The sequence below is a fragment of the Microcoleus sp. S36a_B3 genome, assembly GCF_036700745.1.
Classification (GTDB): Bacteria; Cyanobacteriota; Cyanobacteriia; order Cyanobacteriales; family Microcoleaceae; genus Microcoleus.
The window spans coordinates 40,704-63,299 of sequence record NZ_JAUBPN010000002.1 but is presented as its reverse complement, the minus strand read 5'-3'; the positions used below and the strand labels follow the sequence as shown (position 1 = coordinate 63,299).

Annotated in this window: 16 protein-coding genes; 10 read left to right on the top strand and 6 right to left on the bottom strand. The window is 45.6% G+C overall.

Features of this window, described 5'->3' with window-relative positions:
• Window positions 1-36 precede the first annotated feature (36 nt).
• Together QUA01_RS02455 and QUA01_RS02450 are read left to right on the top strand one after the other, a co-directional pair.
• Window positions 37-1,464 (top strand): ABC transporter ATP-binding protein, encoded by a 1,428-nt coding sequence (locus tag QUA01_RS02455; protein WP_333087816.1) that lies wholly within the window; start codon window positions 37-39, stop codon window positions 1,462-1,464.
• 126 nt (window positions 1,465-1,590) lie between these two features.
• The gene (locus tag QUA01_RS02450; RefSeq protein WP_194066599.1) at window positions 1,591-1,743 is read left to right on the top strand and encodes a chlorophyll A-B binding protein; all 153 of its coding nucleotides are present in this window, start codon (window positions 1,591-1,593) and stop codon (window positions 1,741-1,743) included.
• Between the two features lie 556 nt (window positions 1,744-2,299).
• Here the strand turns inward: QUA01_RS02450 and rpoD are convergent.
• A complete protein-coding gene (gene rpoD / locus QUA01_RS02445; RefSeq protein ID WP_333087819.1) occupies window positions 2,300-3,469 on the bottom strand; it encodes an RNA polymerase sigma factor RpoD in 1,170 nt (389 codons plus the stop codon).
• Window positions 3,470-5,480: 2,011 nt separating this feature from the next.
• On the opposite strand from rpoD, the gene QUA01_RS02440 reads away from it, so the two are divergent.
• Entirely contained in the window at window positions 5,481-7,097 is a 1,617-nt protein-coding gene (locus QUA01_RS02440) for a cation:proton antiporter (RefSeq protein ID WP_333087820.1), read from the top strand.
• Here QUA01_RS02440 and QUA01_RS02435 read toward each other — a convergent pair.
• The gene (locus QUA01_RS02435) at window positions 7,054-7,770 is read right to left on the bottom strand and encodes a potassium channel family protein (protein WP_333087821.1); all 717 of its coding nucleotides are present in this window, start codon (window positions 7,768-7,770) and stop codon (window positions 7,054-7,056) included. The two genes, QUA01_RS02440 and QUA01_RS02435, sit on opposite strands and share 44 nt — an antisense overlap.
• Window positions 7,771-8,740: 970 nt before the next feature.
• The gene (locus tag QUA01_RS02430; protein WP_333087822.1) at window positions 8,741-9,625 is read right to left on the bottom strand and encodes an ABC transporter permease; all 885 of its coding nucleotides are present in this window, start codon (window positions 9,623-9,625) and stop codon (window positions 8,741-8,743) included.
• Between QUA01_RS02430 and QUA01_RS02425 the strand changes: the two genes are divergently transcribed.
• Window positions 9,617-9,778: a hypothetical protein gene (locus tag QUA01_RS02425; protein WP_333087823.1), complete on the top strand. Its 162-nt coding sequence runs from the start codon at window positions 9,617-9,619 to the stop codon at window positions 9,776-9,778. The two genes, QUA01_RS02430 and QUA01_RS02425, sit on opposite strands and share 9 nt — an antisense overlap.
• A 202-nt stretch (window positions 9,779-9,980) precedes the next feature.
• Complete coding sequence (locus tag QUA01_RS02420) at window positions 9,981-10,112, top strand: hypothetical protein (protein ID WP_333087824.1); 132 nt, start codon at window positions 9,981-9,983, stop codon at window positions 10,110-10,112.
• 38 nt (window positions 10,113-10,150) lie between these two features.
• On the opposite strand, the gene trxB is transcribed toward QUA01_RS02420, so the two are convergent.
• On the bottom strand, window positions 10,151-11,521 hold the full coding sequence (gene trxB, locus QUA01_RS02415) for a thioredoxin-disulfide reductase (protein ID WP_333087826.1): 1,371 nt from the start codon (window positions 11,519-11,521) through the stop codon (window positions 10,151-10,153).
• Window positions 11,522-12,278: 757 nt separating this feature from the next.
• Between trxB and QUA01_RS02410 the strand changes: the two genes are divergently transcribed.
• A complete protein-coding gene (locus QUA01_RS02410) occupies window positions 12,279-13,238 on the top strand; it encodes a methyltransferase domain-containing protein (protein WP_333087828.1) in 960 nt (319 codons plus the stop codon).
• 52 nt (window positions 13,239-13,290) lie between these two features.
• Here the strand turns inward: QUA01_RS02410 and QUA01_RS02405 are convergent, their stop codons facing one another.
• Entirely contained in the window at window positions 13,291-14,451 is a 1,161-nt protein-coding gene (locus QUA01_RS02405) for a GGDEF domain-containing protein (protein ID WP_333087829.1), read from the bottom strand.
• A gap of 656 nt (window positions 14,452-15,107) precedes the next feature.
• Entirely contained in the window at window positions 15,108-15,602 is a 495-nt protein-coding gene (locus QUA01_RS02400) for a DUF427 domain-containing protein (protein WP_333087830.1), read from the bottom strand.
• Window positions 15,603-16,554: 952 nt separating this feature from the next.
• Between QUA01_RS02400 and QUA01_RS02395 the strand changes: the two genes are divergently transcribed.
• The 4 genes from QUA01_RS02395 (at window position 16,555) to QUA01_RS02380 (ending at window position 21,892) form a co-directional block, all read left to right on the top strand.
• Window positions 16,555-18,513, top strand: a complete 1,959-nt coding sequence (locus QUA01_RS02395; protein WP_333087831.1) for a cation:proton antiporter — start codon at window positions 16,555-16,557, stop codon at window positions 18,511-18,513.
• A 242-nt stretch (window positions 18,514-18,755) separates the two neighbouring features.
• A complete protein-coding gene (locus tag QUA01_RS02390) occupies window positions 18,756-19,004 on the top strand; it encodes a hypothetical protein (protein WP_333087833.1) in 249 nt (82 codons plus the stop codon).
• A gap of 215 nt (window positions 19,005-19,219) precedes the next feature.
• Entirely contained in the window at window positions 19,220-19,699 is a 480-nt protein-coding gene (locus tag QUA01_RS02385) for an NUDIX domain-containing protein (RefSeq protein WP_333087834.1), read from the top strand.
• A 465-nt stretch (window positions 19,700-20,164) separates the two neighbouring features.
• The gene (locus QUA01_RS02380; protein ID WP_333087835.1) at window positions 20,165-21,892 is read left to right on the top strand and encodes a hypothetical protein; all 1,728 of its coding nucleotides are present in this window, start codon (window positions 20,165-20,167) and stop codon (window positions 21,890-21,892) included.
• The last annotated feature ends 704 nt before the right edge of the window (window positions 21,893-22,596 follow it).

Genomic DNA, 22,596 nt, shown 5'->3' with positions numbered 1-22,596 from the left:
ATTCCCAATCTAAAATATAAAATCTAAAATTGTTTGATGGCGAAAGTTGTATTAGAAAATATCTACAAAAGTTTTCCACTCCGCCAAGGAGAACAGGAAAAAAAAGCAAACAACGTCGCAGAAAGTGTCTCGCCCGAAGCCTCTAGTTCAACTTCTAACAGCGTTTTGCGGCGGATTAACTTGACGGTCGAAGACGGGGAATTTATGGTGCTGGTGGGGCCTTCTGGCTGCGGAAAAAGCACTCTGCTGCGATCGATCGCCGGTTTGGAAGTTTTGACTGCCGGCAATATTTGGATTGGCGATCGTCTCCTCAACGATTTGCCCCCCAAAGACCGAAATATCGCTATGGTGTTTCAAAATTATGCTCTCTATCCTCACTTAACAGTTTACGATAATCTCGCCTTTGGATTGCGTCGCTCTCAGAAGGAAGAAGGAAGAGGGAAGAAGGAAGAAGGAAGAAGGAAGAGGGAAGAAGGAAGAAGGAAGAGGAAAGAAGAGACAGAGACAGAGACAGAGGTAGAAAAAAGCAGCTTGGTGCAGGCAGAAAAAATAAAAAATCAGTTAAAAGAGTTGATTAATTATTTGGCTTCTAATACTTTAAACAAAGAGCAAATATATACTTTGGGGGAGGACTTTTTAGTTGGAGCAACTCGCAAGCTTCCTCCGGGTTTGCGCTATTTTTCGGAACGGGAAAAGGCTGTAGGCAAAAGAGTTAGGGCGGTAGCTCAATTATTGCAAATAGAACCGCTTTTAAATCGCTTGCCGAAACAACTTTCGGGAGGACAAAAGCAGCGAGTAGCTTTGGGTAGGGCGATGGCTCGAAATCCTGAAGTTTTTTTGATGGACGAACCGCTATCTAATCTTGATGCGAAATTGAGGGCGGAAACTCGATCGCAAATTGTGCAGTTGCAGCGACAGTTGGGAACTACGACTATTTATGTGACTCACGACCAGACTGAGGCGATGACTATGGGCGATCGCATTGCGATTATGAATGCAGGTCAGCTTCAGCAAGTCGCTCAACCTCTGGAGCTTTACAACAAGCCCGCTAATCTATTTGTGGCTGAGTTTATCGGTTCTCCGCCGATGAATTTTTTGCCGGTGCAGTTTACAGCCCCGCTGTTGATTTCTCACCCGCAATTTCGCTTTACTTTACCGGATATTTGGGCAAAAAACCTACAGCAATATGACGGGCGAGAGCTAATTTTGGGCATCCGGCCCGAACATCTGAGCATTCACCCTCCTGCTACCAAAAATCTGTCTGTACAAGTGGAAATTGTGGAGGCTTTGGGGCACGAAACTTATTTGCGGGTGTGTTTGACTGATGCTCCGGCTGTGCGGATGCAGGTGCGGGTTCCTCCTGAGCGATCGATCCGTGTTGGCGAGGAGCTTTGGCTGGCCGTCGCCCATGACAAGATTCACTTGTTTGACCCGGATACGGAGTTGGCTATTTTCCCTCGTTAGGCGAAATTCTCAAGGTCGATCGGCCTTTGCGATCGATCTCACACATCATAAACTTGCATTTTTTTCAAGTTTCTGTTATATTAATTTACATAAGCCTTACAAAAGTTAACAAAAAGAGTTCGCACTATGCAAGAACAAAAACGCAACGCTTGGAACTGGGGCTTCAGCGAAGGAGCTGAAAATTGGAACGGTCGTTTAGCGATGATTGGTTTCTCTGCCGCTGTGATTATCGAATTGGTTTCCGGTCAAGGCCTGCTTCACTTCTGGGGCGTGATCTAGTACGATTTTAGATTGGAGATTGGAGGATTGGGACGCCATTCTTTTCTCGATCTGACTAAGATTAAAAAACCCGGTTTCTTTGACGCGAGTAGCTGCTCTTCGAGTGACTCCGATCGAGAAACCGGGTTTTTGAACTGCAGTGCGCGAGCAAAATGCTTTAAACTAATCTAATTTTTCACTTGAGATTGTTTAGACAATAGAAAGCTTGGGAGTCCCCAAAAGAACTCCCAAAATTTTGCCCGCGCCCTTTTAGCAGCGCAATTTACCAGCAGCAAATAGCTATCTCATATCCGTTCGATTGACCACACTACGAACCGTTTTTGTGATGCTAATCGACCCGACATAATATGATATCAAATCCTCTCTTCATCGGAATAGTAAATTCACTGTTAACAGTTAACAGTTAACAGTTAACATCATGTATGAGTGCAACCGGAATTGATATGACTCGCAGTGCAGCGAACACAAAAAGTTTAACAACCATCGCTTCCAAAAAAGCTATGGTTCGATCCCCAAAAGAGCCAATCACTCTTTTGGGTGATGCCAGACAAATACTCTAGCGGATATATTCTTTTAAGATGCTGTTGCGGTTGGGATGGCGCAGCTTCCGCAGCGCTTTAGCCTCGATTTGACGAATCCGCTCGCGAGTGACGTTAAAGATTTGACCAATTTCCTCCAAGGTCTTCATCCGTCCGTCATCTAAGCCGTAACGCAGTCGCAATACATCTCGTTCTCTAGGGCTTAGAGTATCCAAAACGCTCTCTAAATCTTCTCTTAGCAAGTTTTTAGAGACTTGATCTTCTGGCGTTTCTCCGTCAGATTCAATAAAGTCTCCCAGACGCGAGTCTTCTTCTTTGCCGATCGGAGTTTCTAAAGAAATAGGCAACTGTGCGGATTTAGCAATGAAACGCAACTTCTCGATCGTCATCTCCATTTTAGTCGCGATTTCTTCTTCCGTAGGCTTGCGGCCCATTTCCTGAGAAAGAAGTTTGGTAGTTTTCTTAATCCGCGAGATGGTTTCGTAAAGATGAACCGGTAGGCGGATAGTCCGGGATTGATCGGCGATTGCTCTGGTGATGGCTTGACGTATCCACCAAGTTGCATAGGTGGAAAATTTGTAGCCTTTTTCGTGATCGAATTTTTCAGCGGCCCGGATCAGACCCAAAGAGCCTTCCTGAATCAAATCTTGGAAAGACAAACCGCGATTCATGTACTTTTTGGCGATCGACACCACCAAACGCAGGTTTGACTGTACCATCTTCTCCTTGGCCCGCCGACCGACGTGGAGTCTGTGACGGAATGCCGGCAGTGCCATATCTACAGCATTAGCCCATTCGTTATCTTTGGGTTCGCGGTCTAACTCTTCGAGGAGTTGTTCTCGAACTCGCTCTAATTCCAGCAAATCGGCAATCTTGCGGGCGAGTTCAATCTCTTCGTCGGCTCGCAGCAGTCGAATTCTACCAATTTCTTGGAGGTAAAGACGAATAGAGTCTTCTGTATAATGCTTTTTCTTGGCTTGGGCCCGACGGCGGGCTTTGACACCTTTGCCAACTTTAGTATCGTCTTCTTCAGATGGGCTGTCTAGAAAATCTTCTCGATCGTCGTCTTCGTCGATAAAAAGTTCCAACTCGCTTTCGGGTAGAACGCTTTTGGCGTTCCTAAGCAACTCGATGGTTTCCATTTCGGGTGTGATTGTGGTTTCGAGTACGGTGTTAGCCTGGGTCATGCCGCCTTCCTCATGCTCCTGAATTAAAGAATAAATAACAGTGGAATAGTGTCTGTTTGTAGTTTAGACAAGTTAGCCAGTATTGGCATTTCCGCAGTAAGAAATAGTGGGCTTTTCAGTTTGCTAAATGAAGCATTGACCGAAACAGCACCAGTTTTACAAGTCAAATTTCGACTTCTGGTTGAAAGAAGCAGCGAGTACATTCAATCTATCGCATATTTTTAACGTTGCAACCTATATTGAGGGTGCAGCTTTTTCTTTCACAGCGAGTTATCGCCTCATCTGCGATACCTTACCCAGAAAAACGAATGCCAGAGATGCGACGATCGCACGCAGGTCAAAATACTGGCTTTTTTTTACCCGGTACTTCGATCTTTTACCCGTACCAGTTTTCTGGTACTGAGTCCTCTAACTTTTGTGTTTGAGGTGTCGAACTTTTGAGAAAGCCGGCAGCGTGCGAGTGACGATGTTGTCAGACATGATAGTTGCACGGCTAATTTTCGCCATCTCGGATGTAAGTTTGCTGCTTCCAACGCAACAGCAGAGAGTCGTAGCACCAAATGGTGAGAATCGGATCTGGCAAAGACCCTTCCGATTGTAGCCGTTCTCACAAAAAATGGAAGTTATTTTCAATTTTTGTCAAGAACTCGGAAAACTTTGTCAGCTTAGCTTGACAATAGTGACTCATGGCCGATTCCGATCAATCCTGAGAAAGGCCCCTAAAAACCTGGGTACGATCGAACGGCGCTGTTTTTTTGTGCTGATGTGGGTGAACGGCTGCGGCGCAGTCTGCCAGAGAGTTAGCAGACAATTTTTGATTTGCTGGAATTGAAACCAATAAAATCTTTGTAGATGCACCCATCATTACCCTGTTTCCCTGAATTGAATCATACACAATCTGCGATCTAATAAAGCTTGCGAACTTGAGTTGTAAGTCGGCCGCTCTGAAGTAGAAACCGACGATTTCCCCCAATGAAGCGTTGCGGGTTTAATAGTGCAACAGGGGCTTTCTTTGTTAAGTTAGCTCAAATCCCAGAAATTGGGTTTAATTTCGACATTAAATCACATTAAGTTATTAGCGTCACATTCTCATTTAAGCAGTGGGACACGAGTTTATGGCAGAGCGTGGCAAAAACCACCCGGATAAATTCTACTGAGAGTTAACCCGTCGCGCAACTCCCGGCAGCAAATGTCTCTAAAATTTGCTGGCTTTCGGCTCGCACTTGCGCGATCCTCTTCGAGGGCTTCGCTAACGCCCATTTTCACAAGCAAGACAATTCGCTATTTCCCGAAAGCACAACTTCACATTTACTTTAAATATATCCTAACAGTGTGAAGCTTTGACAAAGCAAATTCATCAATTTTAAGTAAAATTACTGGTGTTGTGTGGAAGATTTCCAGCAGATAGAACAAAACCCCAGCAGACTTTGCTACAAGGGAGGGCGGAGGATCGCTTAAAAAAAAAGAAACTTACCGAGTGTAGTGATGTGCTTGCTGTTTGGCGATCGTCCAAAAGCTGCCGAGTTCGTTCAAAGCTGTTAAACAATAGGACTCTGGTGCTATGTGAAGATTTTTGTTACATTTATTTACAGCCCTTCCTCCGAAAGCAGGTATCCGGGGTCGATACCCCACTCTGGTTTAAATCATGCGGCTCGATAGCTAGGGTATTTCGCTATCAGGATAAATTTCCGCTCCGCATCTGTCTTGAGAACGCCGGCAAAGTTAATTGTACCTGCTGATTATTGATGCTGCATATCCCTTAAATTTTTAATTTATTCGTTGCTTTTCTGTTTCTTTTTCAGGTTTTTGAACTACTAAGATGGGTTTTCCCTGAGACGATCGCCTAGAGCGTCCAACCAACTGATAGAAGTTGTTTCAGTTTCATCGGCATTCGTCTAAATACACTACATACATTGCAGGTACATAAAAAAGTGAACTGTCTCCTGTAGACTCAAACAGTAGCTAAGCTCTCAATTTCTGTGAGGAAAGCGAGTTTATTGGAGGAGTATCAATGATGGAGTGGATTATAGCGCAACAGACCCCCTTGGGCAACAATCCTGCAACAGATAGCCAAGCGGCAGGGAACATTCCTGAATTAGTCATTATCCTAATCATTCTGCTGATGATTGCAACAGCGGTTGCCCTGATCGCTCAGCGACTGCGAATTCCCTATGTTACGGGTTTAGTGCTAGCAGGTCTGCCAATTACAGAACTCTTGTCGCGTCGAATTGGTTTAGACCCTTCTTTAGTGTTGAATCTTTTTTTGCCCATTCTGATTTTTGAAGCGGCAATCAATACGGATATCAGCCGTCTCCGCAGCACCTTTAAAGCGATCGCACTTCTAGCGGGTCCAGGCTCGATCTTTTCCTCGGCAATTATCGCTGTTCTGGTTAAATTTGGACTGGGGCTAGACTGGATTCCCGCATTGCTGATCGGAGTCATTTTGGCAAACACCGATACTGTCTCGATGATCGCGGTTTTTAAGGATATCCGTGTGCCTTCGAGATTATCCACCATTGTGGAAGGAGAAACCCTATTCAACGATGCGGCTGCTCTGATTTCATTCAATTTGGTTTTGGTCATTTATGCGACAGGATCTCTCACCGCTGTGCAAGGCCTGAAGGAACTACTCCTAGTCGCCTTGGGTGGGGGGCTCGTGGGTTTCATCTTCGGCTACTTGAGCTTACCGATATTTGTTCGTTTAAACGATCGATTGAGTAGTCTCTTACTAACCGTCGCTCTAGCATTAGGAACCTTCCAAGTCGCGCAATTTTTGGGAGTGTCGGGTGCGGTGGCTGTGGTCATCGCCGGACTGATTTTTGGCAACCTTGGACTTCCTCGCAGTTCGTCTGCCTCGGATCGAATCACGTTATTGAGTTTCTGGGAATATGCGGGGTTTAGTGTCAACACTTTTATTTTTCTCCTGATCGGCATCGAAATTAACCCAGGCACTTTGTGGAGCATTTTGCCATCTATTATGTTCGTCATCCTAGCCTATCAACTGGGACGGATTCTTTCGGTCTATCCGTTGTTAGCTGGTCTGCGGTGGTTCGATCGTCCGATTCCCCTACGCTGGCAGCATATTTTGTTTTTAGGAAACATTAAAGGCTCTCTTTCAATGGCATTGGCTGTAAGTATTCCGCTGACTGTACCAGGACGGGATAACATTATTGCGCTAGTTTTCGGTGCCGTTCTGTTCTCTCTGGTTGGGCAGGGATTAAGTTTACCTTGGCTTGTCAAACGCCTGAAAATTAGCCGTGTTTCTGATATCATGCAGGAAGCTGGACAGTTACAGATTCAGTTGATTGCTTGCAAGGCCGCTCAAGACGAGCTAGATAGTTTGCTGAAATCAGGCGTATTGCCCAAGGCAGTCTACGAAGAGCTATGGGCATCCTATCAGGCACGGGTGGCACAGTCCGAGCGTGTGCTGCGCGAATTCTACAATCAACATCGAGCAAGTCACACAAAGGGCGATCGGGCTGGGTTAGATACTATTCGACGGCGATTGCTTTTAGCGGAAAAGGGGGCCGTTAGCGATGCGCTACGGAAGCGCATCATTCCCGAAAACCTGGTTGATCCCTACATCAAAGATTTGGATGAGAAACTTCTAAAATTGGAAGATGACTAGCGCGAAGGCCCAAATAATCAATCATGGGGTGAACTAGCTCAGGACGGGTAACAACCAGGATCGTAGAACCTGCTTCCAGAACGGTGTTGCCGTTTGGAATCTCCAAATTGGCGCAGGCATGGCATTGATAACCAATGATCAGCGAACCCGTTGGAAAACGGGGGTCTTGAGCAATGTGAGCAACGGTGCGACCGGCCACATAGCAATCGCCTGGAACGGGCAGTTTCAGCACCTCCACTTGTCCTTGCTCAAAGTGCATCATCGACTCAACTTCCGGGTATTCGATCGCATTTGCCATTGTTGCGACTGCTAAATCAGTGGTGCTGATAATGTGGCTGGCTTGAGCGAGGCGATAGGCTTCCAAAAATTCGCGATCGCGCATTCGCACCACAATATGGGAAATGCCATAGCTTCTGGACAAGGTGATCAACGCTAAATTCAAGGCATCATCTCTGAGGGCTGAAACGACTGCGTTTGCTTGTTTGATTCCTGCTTCGAGGAGAACCGTTGTGCTGACTGCGCTGCCCTCAAATGCCATCACCCCAATTTTTTCACGGGCAAAGCGACACGCAAGGGGGTCGGTATCGACGATCGCAACTGTGTGACCGAGTTTTAATAACTGCTGGGCTAAATCCAGCCCCATCATTCCTGCTCCACCAATTAATACATACATAAGTAACTATCGCCTTAAAAATGAACACTACAGATTTAGCACTATAAGCTTCTGAATGGTGCAAGTCACAGCGGGCAAATTTTACCCCTTTCACTTGAGACACGACTACCTGCTTCGCTTTGCTCAAGTTAGAGTCGATCGTTTTTGGGAAGTAGAGACTTCTTGCTTAAGTCAGGGGATCGATATACAAACCGCAGATGTAAGATAGATAAACACAGATAAACGCAGATATTTTTCACGATAGGCGAGGTTGGAAATGGAAGAGGTATAATGAAATAATTTTTATTTTTGAGCAAAGTTTTTGATTTATTTGATAATATTTTGATAGATAGATTGACGGTATGTAAACGCAGATGTTTGTCAAGTTGATTTATGATTTTTGTAATAAGTTTATTGTTAATATTATGGTATTATATGATTATATATAGTTGATTTTGTCAGTATCCTTTCCAACTGATTGGTGTTTTTTGTAGATAATATCGTTTCCGGTTGCATCGGAATAATAAAATCGAGTCAACAGTCAACAATAATAAGAAGTGCAACTGGAATTGATATAAAAACTATTCCGTCACCACTCCCAAAGTTTGGATGAGTGATAGCACTTTGACGATATAGCAATTTTCCACTGAGTGAGGTAAGGCTCGAAAACTTAATAACTTAAGCACCTCCTACAGTCATCTATGCTCTAAGTTGCGAGAGCGAAGGAGGTAGAGCCTGGTAACGAGCAATTGCTTAAGTTATTAAATTTTCATTCCTTAGCTGGGGCTCATATAGATTGTGTATGGCGATTTTAGATTGGTAATTGGATAATTAGTAATTAACTGGCGAGTAATTCACCTGATTATGATCCGCCAGAACGTTAAATAATACTTATTTAACGAACCGCGAAGACGCAAAGAGCGCGAAGGAAGAAAAGAGAAGAAGAAAAAATTAAATTCCTGACGGGAAATTAATTTAACCGCGAGACAAATTATTGTTGATTTCGCAGCCGAGGGTTAACAAATTCGTTCAATCCTTCTCCTACTAAAGATAGTCCGATTACCATTAAAGTCATTGCCAAACCGGGAAATAATGCTGTCCACCAAATGCCTGTAGGTAAAGCATCCAAGGCTAAACGCAAGTCGTGTCCCCATTCTGGGGTTTGTTCTGGAAGTCCCAAACCGAGAAATCCTAAGCCTCCTAATGTTAAAATGGCGTCGGCGGCGTTAAGGGCAAACAGCACGGGTACGCTTTGAATGACGTTGAGGAAGAGGTAGCGCGAAAGCACTGTCTGAGTATCTGCACCCATTGCTCGCGCGGCTTCGACAAATAATTCGGTTTTGATGCTGGCGGTGTGATTTCTGACTACGCGGTAGTATTGAGGGATGTAGGAAATGCTCAGGGCGATCGCAGCGTTGAATACTCCTCTTCCTACTACAAACGCCAGTGTCAAGGACAGCAGCAGCCCCGGCAAAGTATAAATTGTATCCATTAAAAATAACAGCGCTCGATCGAGCTTACCGCCCAAATAACCGCTAAGCAAACCTAGCGGTACGCCGATAAACAAGCTCAAACTTGTGGCTAAAATCACCACTTGCCAAGCAGCGCGAGAAGCAAACAGCGTGCGGGAAAAAACATCGTAGCCGCTGCGGCTGGTACCAAACCAATAATTCGCGGACGGCGGTTCGTGAATCGGATTAATCAAAGCATCGGTAGGATTTTGCAGCCATCCCCAAGCTTGCATGGCCGGAGACAAAGTGGCTACCAATACAAACACGGCAGTTATTGTCAAACCCGCCCACATCATTTTCATTGACAAGCTGGACTTTGAGGCAACATTGAGCAATCGCGGCAGTCGGAGGCGGCTTTGAGTCATATTTATGAAGGAAGAAGGAAGAGGGAAGAAGGAAGAAGGAAGAAGGAAGAAGTCATTAGTCATCAGTCATTAGTCATCAGTCATCAGTCATTAGTGCTGTCGCCTCTGAGCTTCCGTACAACGTCATCAGGAATAGGGATGAAAGGGTTTTAGCAATTAAGAATTTTCTAAGTGTCGGGCGCGGTTGCCATAATTGTGATCGACAAATATGAGACTTTTCGATTTTAGTAGCACCTAGGCTAAAAAACCCGCAATAGTCAAAAATTCTCTCCCTTAGTCGCCGAATACTAACTACCCGCTGCGACTCAAGAAACCGGGTTTTTTTGTGGGTTATCGAGCTACAACAGGTATTTTCGTGAAAAACCCCGTTTCTGGCAAGCCGCGAGTAATATCAAAGCCCGTAGCATTGGAATTATATAATGCGAGCTTCCCCGAAGAGCGATCGACTTCGATCGATCGCGGGGACGCTCGCACTATCAATGATTAAAATATATAATTCCGATGCTATCGGAAACGATATAAGTCCTACAAATTACTGGCAATTAACTCGCGGTACTGACTTTTCGGCTTAACTCCTTTGAGTTCGACTACCAATTCTTTGTCTTTGAAATACTGAATCGTCGGCGTACCAGTCACGCCAGCATTTTCAGCAATTTCTGGATCTTCTTCAATGTCGATTTCTACATAGTGAATTTTGCCCTCGAACTCATCTACGACTTTGCTCAAAATCGGCTTGAGACTGTGACAAGGGCCGCAAGTCGGAGCGGAGTATTTGACCACAATTAGTCGATCGCTATCGTGGAACAACTTCCGCAAAGCATAACCTCCTTCATGCCGCGTGTCTTCGATATCAAAATTCTCATCGGTTTTGCGGACTTTTGGAGCTTCCGGCGCAGAGGCTGGCTGCTCGGATTCCTCGGTTTGATGGAATTCCTGGGTTAAAGCATTGACCGATAGCCAACGCTCTGCTAGCATCGCCCCCATGCAGCCGCTACCTGCTGCAGTAATGGCTTGGCGAAACTCGTGGTCTTGCACGTCGCCCACGGCGTAAACTCCCTCGACGCTGGTTTCTACCGTGCCGTGTTTGGTGGCGATGTAACCTATTTCGTCGAGTTCTAGCTGACCTTGGAACAGTTGAGTGTTGGGAGTGTGACCGATCGCGTAAAACAATCCCTTCACCTGCAAATCTGTTTCAGCGCCAGTCTCGACATTTCTAATTCTCAACCCATCCATTTTGCTCCCCGGCACTCCCAAAACATCTACAGCTTCGGTGTTCCAGTGCACGGTGATTTTGGGATTGCTCAGCACTCGGTCTTGCATGGCTTTGCTGGCGCGCATTCGATCGCGCCGCACCAGCATATTTACGTGAGAACCGTATTTTGTCAAATAAATAGATTCTTCCGCTGCGGTATCGCCCGCGCCGATGACTGCTAAATCAACTCCTTTAAAAATTGGGGTAGCGCCGTCACAAATCGCACAGGCAGAAATGCCGTGACTCCAAAACACGTGTTCGCTAGGCAGACCCAACCTTTTTGCTGTTGCGCCTGTAGCGATTACTATGGTGTGGGTTTTGATTTCTCGGTCTTCCGATCGCACTGTAAATGGACGCTGGCTTAAATTAACAGAAATTACATCTTCGGTGTATAATTGAGCACCCCAGCGCACTGCTTGAGCTTTCATCCGATCCATCAGTTGCGGCCCGGTGATGCCTTCGGGAAAGCCGGGGAAGTTTTCGACTTCTGTGGTGGTCATCAGTTGACCGCCGGGAATGCCTCCCATTTGGTAGCCTTCAAAGACTACGGGTTTGAGGTTGGCTCTCCCGGCGTAGATGGCTGCGGTGTAGCCTGCTGGGCCTGAGCCTATAATTACTAGGTTTTCTACAGTTTCGTTGGTCACAGTTATTTATTCAAACTCATAACGACTTCGTTTTATCAATTCTAGCAGAGAGCGAGCGTATTTCTATTTTTGAGGGCGATGAGGGCGATCGGCACAACTCAAGGCTGTTGGATAAGCAAAAATAATCAAACAACTAATCTTGTTTTAAATGTTCAATCAATCTCCGAAAAACCCCAAAAATAGGCCCCCTTGACTATTGATTCCATTCTCATTTACTTGACGAATTTGCGCCGTTTGAGCTATCATACAATTCCGATACTCAACGGGTGCTATAACTATTTTTTGTACTTAGACGCTGAAACCTTTTAAAATCGTAGAATAAACGAACTCAACCAATGCAATTCATACAACTTTCCTATGCAAAATACGCATTTTATAGTTTAAGAATTGTAACGAAAATTTAGGCGAATTTGACAAGATACAGTTTTTGTGATATGGAAGGTGCGGTGGGGGGAATTTGGATGAGGATTTTTCACCGCAGATGCAGCATTTATCAGAAAGATTAGGTGTCGCTTATTGGGCATTGGGCATTGGGCGAGCGCGAAGCGGAGGGATGGGCCCGCGCAGGGCGAGCGCGAAGCGGAGGGATTGGGCATGGGCCCGCGCAGGGCATGGGCCCGCGCAGGGCATTGGGCATTGGCCCGCGCAGGGCATACCTCACAACGCGATCGAGCCGCTATAAGATGAAATTTTGCTTTTTAAATTTGTGGATAATACCAAGATATTGTTTGTTTGCAGCCGGAATAAGTGGAGAAGTTTGACTGCACAGAAGATATGCGAGAATGTTAGTGGCTTGAGTGTGCGATCGGCTGGAACTGAAAAAGGTGCCAGAATTAGAGTAACTGAGGGTTTGCTTGGTTGGGCGGATTTGATATTTGTGATGGAAAAGAAGCACGGCGATCAACTTGCTAGCAAGTTTCCCGCAATTATTCAAGGCAAGCAAGTTATTTGTCTGCAAATCCCTGATAATTACAAATATATGCAGCCGGATTTGGTCGAAATTTTGCAGGCGAAACTCGGTTCGTATCTGGTGGAAATGTCAGACAGTAGGATAGGTTTTATGCAGCGCGTTCTAGAGCCGGAGGTTATGGATTCTTGGGAAGAAGCTGTTGAGTATGACTCGATGGATTTTACTGAGGTGAATGCGGCTTTTGCTAAAAGTGCGATCGAATTAGGGCCGATGTCTGGGAAAATCTTAGATGCTGGGACTGGTACGGCGAGAATCCCGATCGCCATTGCTCGAATCCGCCCTGCTTGGGAGTTGACTTGCATCGATATGTCGGCAAATATGCTGAAATTAGGACTGGAAAATGTGTCTGAAGCGAATGTGCGATCGCAAATTAATCTAGAATTAGTTGATGCTAAAGCTATGCCGTATCCAGACAGTTATTTTGATATGGTGATTTCTAACAGCATTATCCACCATTTGCCCGATCCGCTGCCGTTTTTGCGCGAAGTTCGGCGAGTCTTAAAACCAAATGGAGCAATATTTTTGCGGGATTTGTTCAGGCCTGAAGATGAAGCAATCAGGGATAATTTAGTTGAGATGTATGCGGGAGATTGCAACTCGCATCAAAAACAGTTATTCAGCGATTCGCTGCACGCGGCTTTTACTCTGGCTGAAATACAGACAATGATGGAAACTGCAGGATTGGAAGGTGTGAGGATTTATGAATCTTCGGACAGGCACTGGACGGCTGAGCGTGCTTGGATGTAAAGTTGCGATCAGGCGATCGAACTCAATCTTTCCGGTTCGATTCCCAATTATCTCATATCCCGTCAACATTTTTCACCAAATTTTCCCCCTCCTCTACTAATTCCAGCTTGATATTACCTAACATTACTCGATCGCGCCCTCCGTCTTTAGCTTCATAAAGCGAACGATCTGCAGCTTCAATCAAATCTTTTTTAGAAATTTCCAGTTGAGGCACCGTACTCGACACTCCCAAACTTAGTGTAACACAACCAGAGTTTGGCGATTTAATATTTTTAATTTCAAGTTTTTTCACCCTGACTCGAATTTGCTCTGCAATCGTGACAGCCATTTCTGATGAAGTTCGAGGCAAAATTACCGCAAATTCTTCACCTCCGTAACGAGCCACCAGCGTCTCCCGCAAAACTTCCCCCGCTGAGAATTTTACCGCCTCAACAATAGTTTTGGCTACCTGTTGCAAACAAGCATCTCCCGCCTGATGTCCGTAAGTATCGTTGTATGTCTTAAAAAAGTCGATATCGCATAAAATTAAAGATAATTCTGCTGCTTCTTCTCCCAGATTTTGCCATTTATTTTCTAAGTATTCATTAAAACATCGGCGGTTAGCAACCTGAGTTAAACCATCTGAATTTGCAAGGCGATATAATTCCAAATTAGCTGCTGTTAATTGAGAATTTGCTGCTTCTAACTCCGATTGCGTGACAGATAAATTATAATAAAGTTCGCTAATATACCAAGTAGCTTGTTGGTGGATTTGAGATAAAGCTACTAACACTTGATGCACATCTAAAAGTCGGTAAACTTGAGGTTCTAACTGCACGACAATCGGTTCGTAAAGTTGTTCCGGCTGTCGCTGCACTGCTCGCTGAGCTGCCATGACAATTAGGGCGACTCCTGGTAAAATCAAAATATCGGTTTTAGCTATTTGATACAAAGCCACAATCGGTCGGCAAGCAAATATATCTACTCCGTAAGGGCGACTCATGCGTTCCATAAATCGCCGGCGAGATATCATTCCTAAAAATTCGCCATTTACGGTCAAGATAACTCCCGGAAGCAGCGGGTGAGACTGAAACAACCGAGATACATCTTTGGCAATACATGAATGTTGAACCTGAACATTAAATACAGCTAGATCTTTAAGAGTAGACTCTAAAGATAAATTTTTAGGTAGTTTTTCCGGTTCTAGGGGTGGCGTGATAAATTTAGCAAACACAGCGCATATCCAAAATCAACTATAAAGCAGCAATAAACCTACTGTCAACATTTTTTCGAGATTAACTTAATATACTATAACTGGTTGTATTGTGAATTACAATAAAAAAATGTCGCTCATCTCAGGAGTTTATTGATTCATTAATTGGTATTCATGTAATTGTATAACACTTAAATTATCGATCGTATTTAAATGTGAATTTTCACTGGAGAATATTAACCCCCATACTTTTCAAGAGTTGACAGTTGAGGGTGACTTCAGCCAGCGAATTTTTAGAATAGCGCAGCCCAACCAAGTCTTCGGGTTGACGAAAGGACAGTTACCCGATAGTCGATCGCTTTTGAGATTGCCTGCGAGGGAAATTAATTGGGGAGCATCTCAATTTTTGCAAAAAGGATTTTTTTTTACAGTGTGAGCGTCCCCTCGCACTAAAAATGCAAAACACCAGATGCACCCAATTAATTGTTTCTTTCGCCTGACAATGAGAAGGCTTTCAACCGATTTTTTTTGCAAAAACTAGGTTCTTAGCACCACTATAGCGGTTCGATCGCGTGGTGAGGATAGCCCAATTCCCAATTCCCAATTCCCAATTCCCAATTCCCAATTCCCAATTCCCAATTCCCAATCCCCAATGCCCAAACTCAAAACTAATTCTCTCACCAACCCCAAGTTCCCATTCCTCCCTTAAACGGGCCGACAATATCTTTAGTAATCCAACCGCCGTAAAAATCTCCTGGTTGAGCTTGCACTAATTCTCCGTCCACATAACAGGCATCCATCTTGCTAGGATAAAAAGCCACATAATCTTTAATAGCTACAAAAATCTGATTTGGTTCGGGATAAAACCAAGCAGCATTTACTACTTCCTTTTCTCCCACCGTCAAAGTGTAATAACCTGCTTGTCCCTTCCACTCGCACCACGAGCCCCGTGAAGTTTTGTGCAAATATTGCATTTGGATGTCTTCGGGGGAGATATAGTAGACTGGAGGGTGACTTGTCTCCAACACCCGCTGAGGATGTCGCGTGTCGGCGATCGTCACTTCATTAAAAACAATCTGTACGTGTTTGGTCAATTCCTCAAGGCGAGGGGGACGAGGGTAATCCCAAACAGACTCTTGACCAATGCCCGGTTCTATGCGATCGAAGTTCACTTGCACAATCTCCCCTGCAAAAAAACAATTAGGGACTGAGCGTTATCAAGCTAGTCCTAGTCCAAATAGTGCCTTAATTTGACTGCAAAGTCAAGTTTTTACCTCTATTTTAGGATGCTTTACTCAAAATTTGCGGACAAATGCTTTACCTCAAAACACTAATTTGTGATTATATAGATTTCAGTAAACTCGCTCGCGGTTTCGCAGACCAAGACAAAACTTTAGATGAGCTGCGACACAAAAATATCTGCGTCCATTAGTGTTAATCGGCTTGAAATCTGCGGTTTATCCATCAATCAAATGTTTTTGCAACTCAAGCCTGCTGTCCCAATTGTCCGATTTAACTGATATCTACCTTTCAAGCGTTGAAAAAACAGAGATTAAACCATTTTTTCAGAGCACCCAATTCCTAACTATACCCTTTTTTAAGAAGGTGAGAAGTTAGTGGATTTTAGATACTTCGGCTTGCTTCGGCTCCCTTCGACTACGCTCAGGACAAGACGCTGGCTCACAAGTCGCGATCGTACAAGTTTTAGATTGGGGAATTGAGGGATTGAGGGATTGAGGGATTGAGGAATAGCTGGCTGGATGCCTCATTTTTTGCGAGAACTACTATACCAATCAATCTTATTTGTGCGAGGTACAGATTGGGAATTAGTAATTCTCAGGAATTATCAAATATTTGCCGAATTATAACCTAATTTTAGCCATTGAGCCTAAAAGCCTTCAACTTTCAGCCTTTGGGAATCTACTTTCAGAAGGAGCTACTGGCATCTTTGACGCTAAGAGAATTATCTGATAAAGTTATAGCCAATATTAAGGTTTTTTAATCTTATTAGCAAAAATCTAGGGTCGTGCCGAGTTTGTAGGGGCGCAAAATCTAGCGCCTGTAATCACATAACCCCCGATCGCACTTTGAAAACGGATAGGGCAGCCTGTCATAATTAGATCTATGGAAACCCCCTTTAACATCACCCTGTTGATGGTCATGACCGTCACCTGTGGCATCAGCGCTCAAGTTCTGGCCGCTTATCTGAAAGTTCCGGCGATCGTATTTTTGCTGCTGTTCGGCATTTTAGCAGGCCCGGATTGCTTGGGAATCCTGCATCCCAGTCTGTTGGGAAACGGCTTGGAAGTTATGGTATCCCTTTGCGTAGCCTTAATTCTGTTTGAAGGCGGCTTGAATTTAGAATTGCGAGACTTGGGCAAAGTTTCTGGAAGCATCCGCAATTTAGTTACTTTCGGCACTTTGATTACGCTAATTGGTGGCGGAATGGCCGCGCACTGGCTGGGGGAATTTCCCTGGCCGATCGCCTTTCTGTATGCTTCTCTAGTAGTCGTCACAGGCCCGACAGTCATCGGCCCTTTGCTCAAACAAGTATCCGTTGACAAAAAAGTCGCCGCCTTGCTAGAAGGCGAAGGTGTTTTAGTCGATCCCGTTGGGGCGATTCTGGCAGTATTGGTACTGAACGTGGTTTTAAACGGCAATACCGACTTGCTGATTTTGTTCAGAGATTTAATGGTGCGGCTTGGTGTTGGCACAGTTATCGGAGTTACCGGAGGTTGGCTGCTAGGCCTCATTCTCAAACGAGCGAAATTCCTGTCAGAAGACCTCAAAAATTTAGTAGTTTTAGCCGGTTTGTGGGGATTATTCGCGATTTCAGAACAAATCACCAGTGAATCGGGACTGATGGCGGCCGTACTATCGGGCATAGTGCTCAGAGCCGCTTCAGTGCCGGAAGAAAGGCTGCTGAGGAGGTTTAAAGGTCAGCTCACAGTCCTCTCTATATCCGTACTTTTCGTGCTGCTGGCGGCTGATTTATCCCTCGAAAGTGTGGTTGCCCTCGGTTGGGGGAGTGTGTTTACAGTTTTAGCTTTAATGTGGATAGTGAGACCGATTAACATTTGGCTTTGCACCATCAACAGCGGGCTAAACTGGAGGCAAAAATTATTTGCTTGTTGGGTAGCGCCGAGGGGAATTATTTCCGCTTCAATCGCCTCTTTATTTGCAATTTTGCTCACCCAGCGAGGAGTCACCGGCGGGGATTCAATTAAAGCCTTAGTTTTCCTCACAATAATTATCACAGTTTTTTTACAGGGATTGACTGCAGGCCCGATCGCTAAAATTTTGGACATCACCTTAAAATCAGCTACCGGTGCCATGATTGTGGGATCAAATCCTTTGAGCAGATTAATTGCTCGCTTGTTTCAAGAACGCGGAGAATCTGTCGCCATTATCGACACTGACCCGGAAGCTTGCGAACAAGCAGAAAAAGCAGGTTTGCGAGTGTTTTTAAGCAGTGCTCTGGATCACAGCATTTTAGAAGAAGCTGGACTTGATTCGATGGGAACTTTTTTGGCAATGACTAACAACGGTGAAGTAAACTTAGTGTTAGCTCAACGAGCAGCCGAGGAATTTGCACCGCCGAGGGTTTTAGCAATGTTTCCCAAAGATCCGCAGGGAAATGCGCCCGCAAATCAGAATAAAATAAATCAAGCTTTTGTCTCCGATTTGCCGCTGAAGGATTGGAATGAATATTTGAACAACAGCGAAGTAAAATTGGGAGAAACCGAGTTAAGAAGTGAGGGATTGAAGTTTCAGATTGCTCACTTGGAAGCTTTGGTGCAAGGCGGGGAATTAGCGCCGTTGCTAGTGGAAAGACAGGGATACTTGCAAGTAGTGTCTGCCGCCCAAATTTGGGAAGCGGGCGATCGAATTATTTATTTGCTGCACGATCCAACACCGAAATTGCTAAAAAGATTATCTGGTGGGTCGCAGTCTCGCTTAACTTTAGAAAAGCATCAGGTAGTCGAGAAAGTGCCGATTCCCGATCCGGTTTTAGAGCCTGTTTTGAAAGAAGCAGAAATAGTAAAAGAGGCTGAAATTTTGCCACCGCCAGTTTCGCGTTAGGGGCATTAACCTGAGACTTCGAGCGATAGAACAACCGCAAATGTGAGGCAGATAAACACTGATTAACGCAGATGCTTTTAAAGATGGTTTGTGACTTGTACGCGAAGTTTCATCGATGATATATATCTGTTGGCAGCCGTATTGCTGTAATATTTGTTTAACCGCGCGATCGGGAGCATCTGGTGTTTTGCAAAAAGCATTTTTTTGATTGTAGTGCGAGATGTCGCGAACTCGCACTATAAATGCAAAACACCAGATGTTCCCGCGCGATCGATATGCCACAAAATGGGCACTATCTACCGCCCGCCAAAAGTCGGCAACCCATCTCGCTTGCAAGCGAGGTACTGTTACAGTTGGAAAACCTCGATCGACTAGAGATTTTTCTAATTCCCGCTAGTCCGAAGCAGCAGCAAAATATTCAGGCAAAATCACAGTTGACAATGGCACGATCGATTTTAGATTCTTCGACTTCGCGATCGAACAAGTTTTAGATTTTAGATTTTAGGATTGGTGGCTCATCGATTCTAGATTTGAGATTGGCGATTGGTGGCGCGGGGTGGTAGGATTTGAGATTTGAGATTATTGGATTGGTGGCCAGGGGATGCTACGATATGTTTTTCAAGTTCACAAACGCTTGAAGAAGCACTCTTTGGATGGCTAACACCTGTCGCTGGTTAAACTTTTTGCTTGGGGAATATCTACTTCTATGGCTCGCGAGCCGATTCCAACATTGTATTTTACCCTAGTTGTCGTTCACTTAGAAGACCGTTTTCTACTGGTACAAGAGCGCAAGTACGATCGACAGTGGTATCTCCCAGCAGGGCGGGTGGAAAAAGGGGAGACGTTGCTCGATGCTGCTGTTCGCAATACCGTCCAAGAAGCGGGCATTTCTGTGATCGTGGAAGGAATTCTCAGGGTAGAGCATACGGTGATGCCTAGGGGGAACGTGCGCCTCCGAGTCATTTTTGTGGCTCGTCCTGAAGATAAAACACCGCCTAAGAGCAAGCCGGACGAGTATACTTTGTGTGCTGGTTGGTATTCTCTCAAAGAATTAGACCAGTTGTCGCTGCGGGGAGAGGAAGTTCGGGAGATGTTTCAGTATCTGGCAAGCGGGGCTCCTATTTATCCGATCGACTTGCTGAGCATTGAGGGAGCTCCTTTTAAAAATTACCGCTATCGCTGGTGAATCGAGGGAGTAGTTTTGAGATTCCAGCTACAGCCCCGAATTTTGAGTTGTGAGTTTTTGTGATGGCGTTTCCAATTCGGTTACGCCGATAAATCTGTGCGAGCGATCGTGTTTAATTGGTTCAGCCCACAGCAGGGGTATGACAACAGCGCAGTCTGTGCCATCACCTCCAGCAGCAATAGTTCTATGAATCCGCCAGATGGCCTGATGCCCCGAATACGATTCTCAGCAATAACTGAGAAACCCGGTACAGCATTCAGCCTCCAGCCTAAAAACAGCAGAATCGTCCTCAAAGTCGATCGGGCAATTTCAATGCCGACCGTGCTAAAATTATACCTTTGAATTCCAGAACAACCGCTTTTAAATCGGTCAAAATAAAAAAATATCAACTAATAACTATTAACCTCCTATTCCAAATTATCAATTCCCAAATTACCAGTTACCAATTACTTATTCCCTATGGTCATGACAGACTCTTCGTCCCTAGCCAACACCCTTTCTGAACCGGTGCGCCAGCCTTTTTGGTGGGCAGCCCTAGCCTCTGTCGGCGTTCACGGAATCCTCGGAGTAGGTGCCCCGACGATTTCAAACTTAATGAATGGTGGAAATTCCTCAAACAAAAATATCCCCGGTTCCGTCGGCTTCGTACAATTAACTCCGGCCCAAGCGGGGCGCTTGCCACAAACTATACCACCAAAGCCCTCCAATACACCGTTTTCGCTCGTCGCCCCTGTTCCTGTTCCCCTCACGCCCAAGTTAGCCCCGCCTTTACCCCCCGCACCTCCAAGCATTAACTTGCCCGCCATGCCTCCGGGAATGCCCCCTCCAGGGTTCTTTTCCCCTCTCCCTCCCTCTCTCGACCCCTTAACAGCCCCAACAGCCCCGCCGCTTCCCAAAACTCCAGCCCCAACTCTCAAAATCCCATCCCCCACAACACCCACTATCCTGCCGCCACTGCCTCCCGGCAGTGTAATTTTTCCACCATTGCCCGGTAATTTCGATCGCAATATCCCACCGCCACCATCGCTGACAGAAGCGCCCCAGCTTCCCGGCGGGCCCTCGGAAGACGAGGCAGAAACGCTCAAAAAAATCATAGCTAGTAGAGGTGGACTGCCACTATTTCCAGACGGAGCTCCAGTCTTCACGCCCGAATTTCCAATTGCCGGCAGGAATTCGGGAATCGAGGGAGGGCCAAAATTGACTCAAAAAGATCCGAATAAAAGGAATCTGATTGCAGAAACTCCCGAAGAAAGACTCAGGAGGCAACAATTTGACCAGGGACAGCAACAGCTAGAACAGCAGGGAGTTCCCGGTTCAAACTTGCCCCGCGACAGAGAGACACAGCTTGCTGCTGCAAATACCTATGTTGCTTTGTTTGAGAAATTCAAAAAAGCTTATCCCGACTTGGAAATGACCGGGCCTACTCCTGTGGATGTGGCTTATCCTGCTGCTGCTTGCTCGCAAAAACTCGAAGGAGTCGCAGTTTTTGGAGCAGTTGTCAGCCCTCAAGGTTTGCTCAAAGCCGAGCCACAGGCGATCGTCCCCACGGGTTACAGTATTCTAGACAACACGGCTAAAACTGCGATTATCAACCCAGCTCTGACATTTCCAGCATCCAGCACGCACAAGCTTTACCAGGTAGCTGTCGCGTTTAAATACGACGAAAAAATTTGCCGCGGCATTCCTGTAACGCCATCCACCGCCCCAGCCAGTCCCCGACCAACAGGCCAGCAGCCGCCAGCCCTAGCGCCGACACAACCGAGTCCGACAAGCCAGCCATCCCCAGCACCTGCGGAAGTCAAACCCCAGTTTGAGAAGCCACCCGCCGGCCAAAACAAACCGCAGCCGGGTGCCAAACAGTCGCCGCCGGCACCTGCGCCCGCCACCAAACCGTCGCCCTCGCCTCAACCGAAACCATCCGGCGAAGTGTCGCCGTCGCCACAACCTGCTCCGTCGCCTCAACCTGCGCCTTCTCCCGCCGAAGTGTCGCCGTCTCCTGCTCCTGCTCCCGCCGAAGCCTCGCCGTCGCCGTCTCCTGCGCCTGCTCCCGCCGAAGCCTCGCCGTCGCCGGAAGCTGTTCCCTCACCGTCTCCTGCGCCTGCTCCCGCCGAAGCCTCGCCGGAAGCTGCTCCGTCGCCGGAAGCTGCGCCTTCTCCCGCCGAAGTGTCGCCTTCTCCTCCTACCGAAAATTAATTGTTCGTGACTAATTGGGAATCGGTAATTGGGAATTACAGCACTTCCCGATGTTATGAGGTGCAATAGAATCGACTAAAAATAATGGTTCTTCCTTACTTGGGATGCTAAGGTACTCGCGGAAAAATAAAATACCAGTTAAAATGGGATAATCGTGATGTCCCATTTTTGTAAAGTTTCATAACGTTGCCATTCGCATAAAGGTAGTCCTGCATAGCAAGGAAAATTAAGGATTTTCATTGATAAATTGGCGTTATACTCATGAATAAAATGCCAAAGAGCTGCCAATATGATTGGAGAGTTTTTTAGAGAATGAAATAGTTTTTCTTGCCAATCGAGATATTCTTTGTATCATCGTATTATTAAATATTTCTATATAGTTTGTTAGATTAATCTCCTTTCCTACTGTATTGTATTTTTTATGAGGAAAAAATGTGACCGAGGCATTCCCAAAGTCTGTATAACTTACGGCATATTGACCATAAACGGGTGGCAAAGAATCCCATAATCCTTGAGCGCCTGCTCGATCTTTTTTACCAATATATACTCCTACAATTTATGAATGTTGAGGCATCATATTCGTTTCCGCTTGCATCGGAATGATTTAACCGGCGCTCGAACACAGAGTACACAGAGTCCCAGAATATATATCGGAATCATTCCGATGCTACCGGATTTGATATCAATTGCCAGCCAAATCTACT

Bases quoted from the DNA above. Each gene is read 5' to 3' on its own strand.
- QUA01_RS02455 (WP_333087816.1), top strand. From the start codon at position 37: ATGGCGAAAGTTGTATTAGAAAATATCTACAAAAGTTTTCCACTCCGC.
- QUA01_RS02450 (WP_194066599.1), top strand. From the start codon at position 1,591: ATGCAAGAACAAAAACGCAACGCTTGGAACTGGGGCTTCAGCGAAGGA.
- rpoD (WP_333087819.1), bottom strand. From the start codon at position 3,469: ATGACCCAGGCTAACACCGTACTCGAAACCACAATCACACCCGAAATG.
- QUA01_RS02440 (WP_333087820.1), top strand. From the start codon at position 5,481: ATGATGGAGTGGATTATAGCGCAACAGACCCCCTTGGGCAACAATCCT.
- QUA01_RS02435 (WP_333087821.1), bottom strand. From the start codon at position 7,770: ATGTATGTATTAATTGGTGGAGCAGGAATGATGGGGCTGGATTTAGCC.
- QUA01_RS02430 (WP_333087822.1), bottom strand. From the start codon at position 9,625: ATGACTCAAAGCCGCCTCCGACTGCCGCGATTGCTCAATGTTGCCTCA.
- QUA01_RS02395 (WP_333087831.1), top strand. From the start codon at position 16,555: ATGGAAACCCCCTTTAACATCACCCTGTTGATGGTCATGACCGTCACC.
- QUA01_RS02390 (WP_333087833.1), top strand. From the start codon at position 18,756: ATGCAAAACACCAGATGTTCCCGCGCGATCGATATGCCACAAAATGGG.
- QUA01_RS02385 (WP_333087834.1), top strand. From the start codon at position 19,220: ATGGCTCGCGAGCCGATTCCAACATTGTATTTTACCCTAGTTGTCGTT.
- QUA01_RS02380 (WP_333087835.1), top strand. From the start codon at position 20,165: ATGACAGACTCTTCGTCCCTAGCCAACACCCTTTCTGAACCGGTGCGC.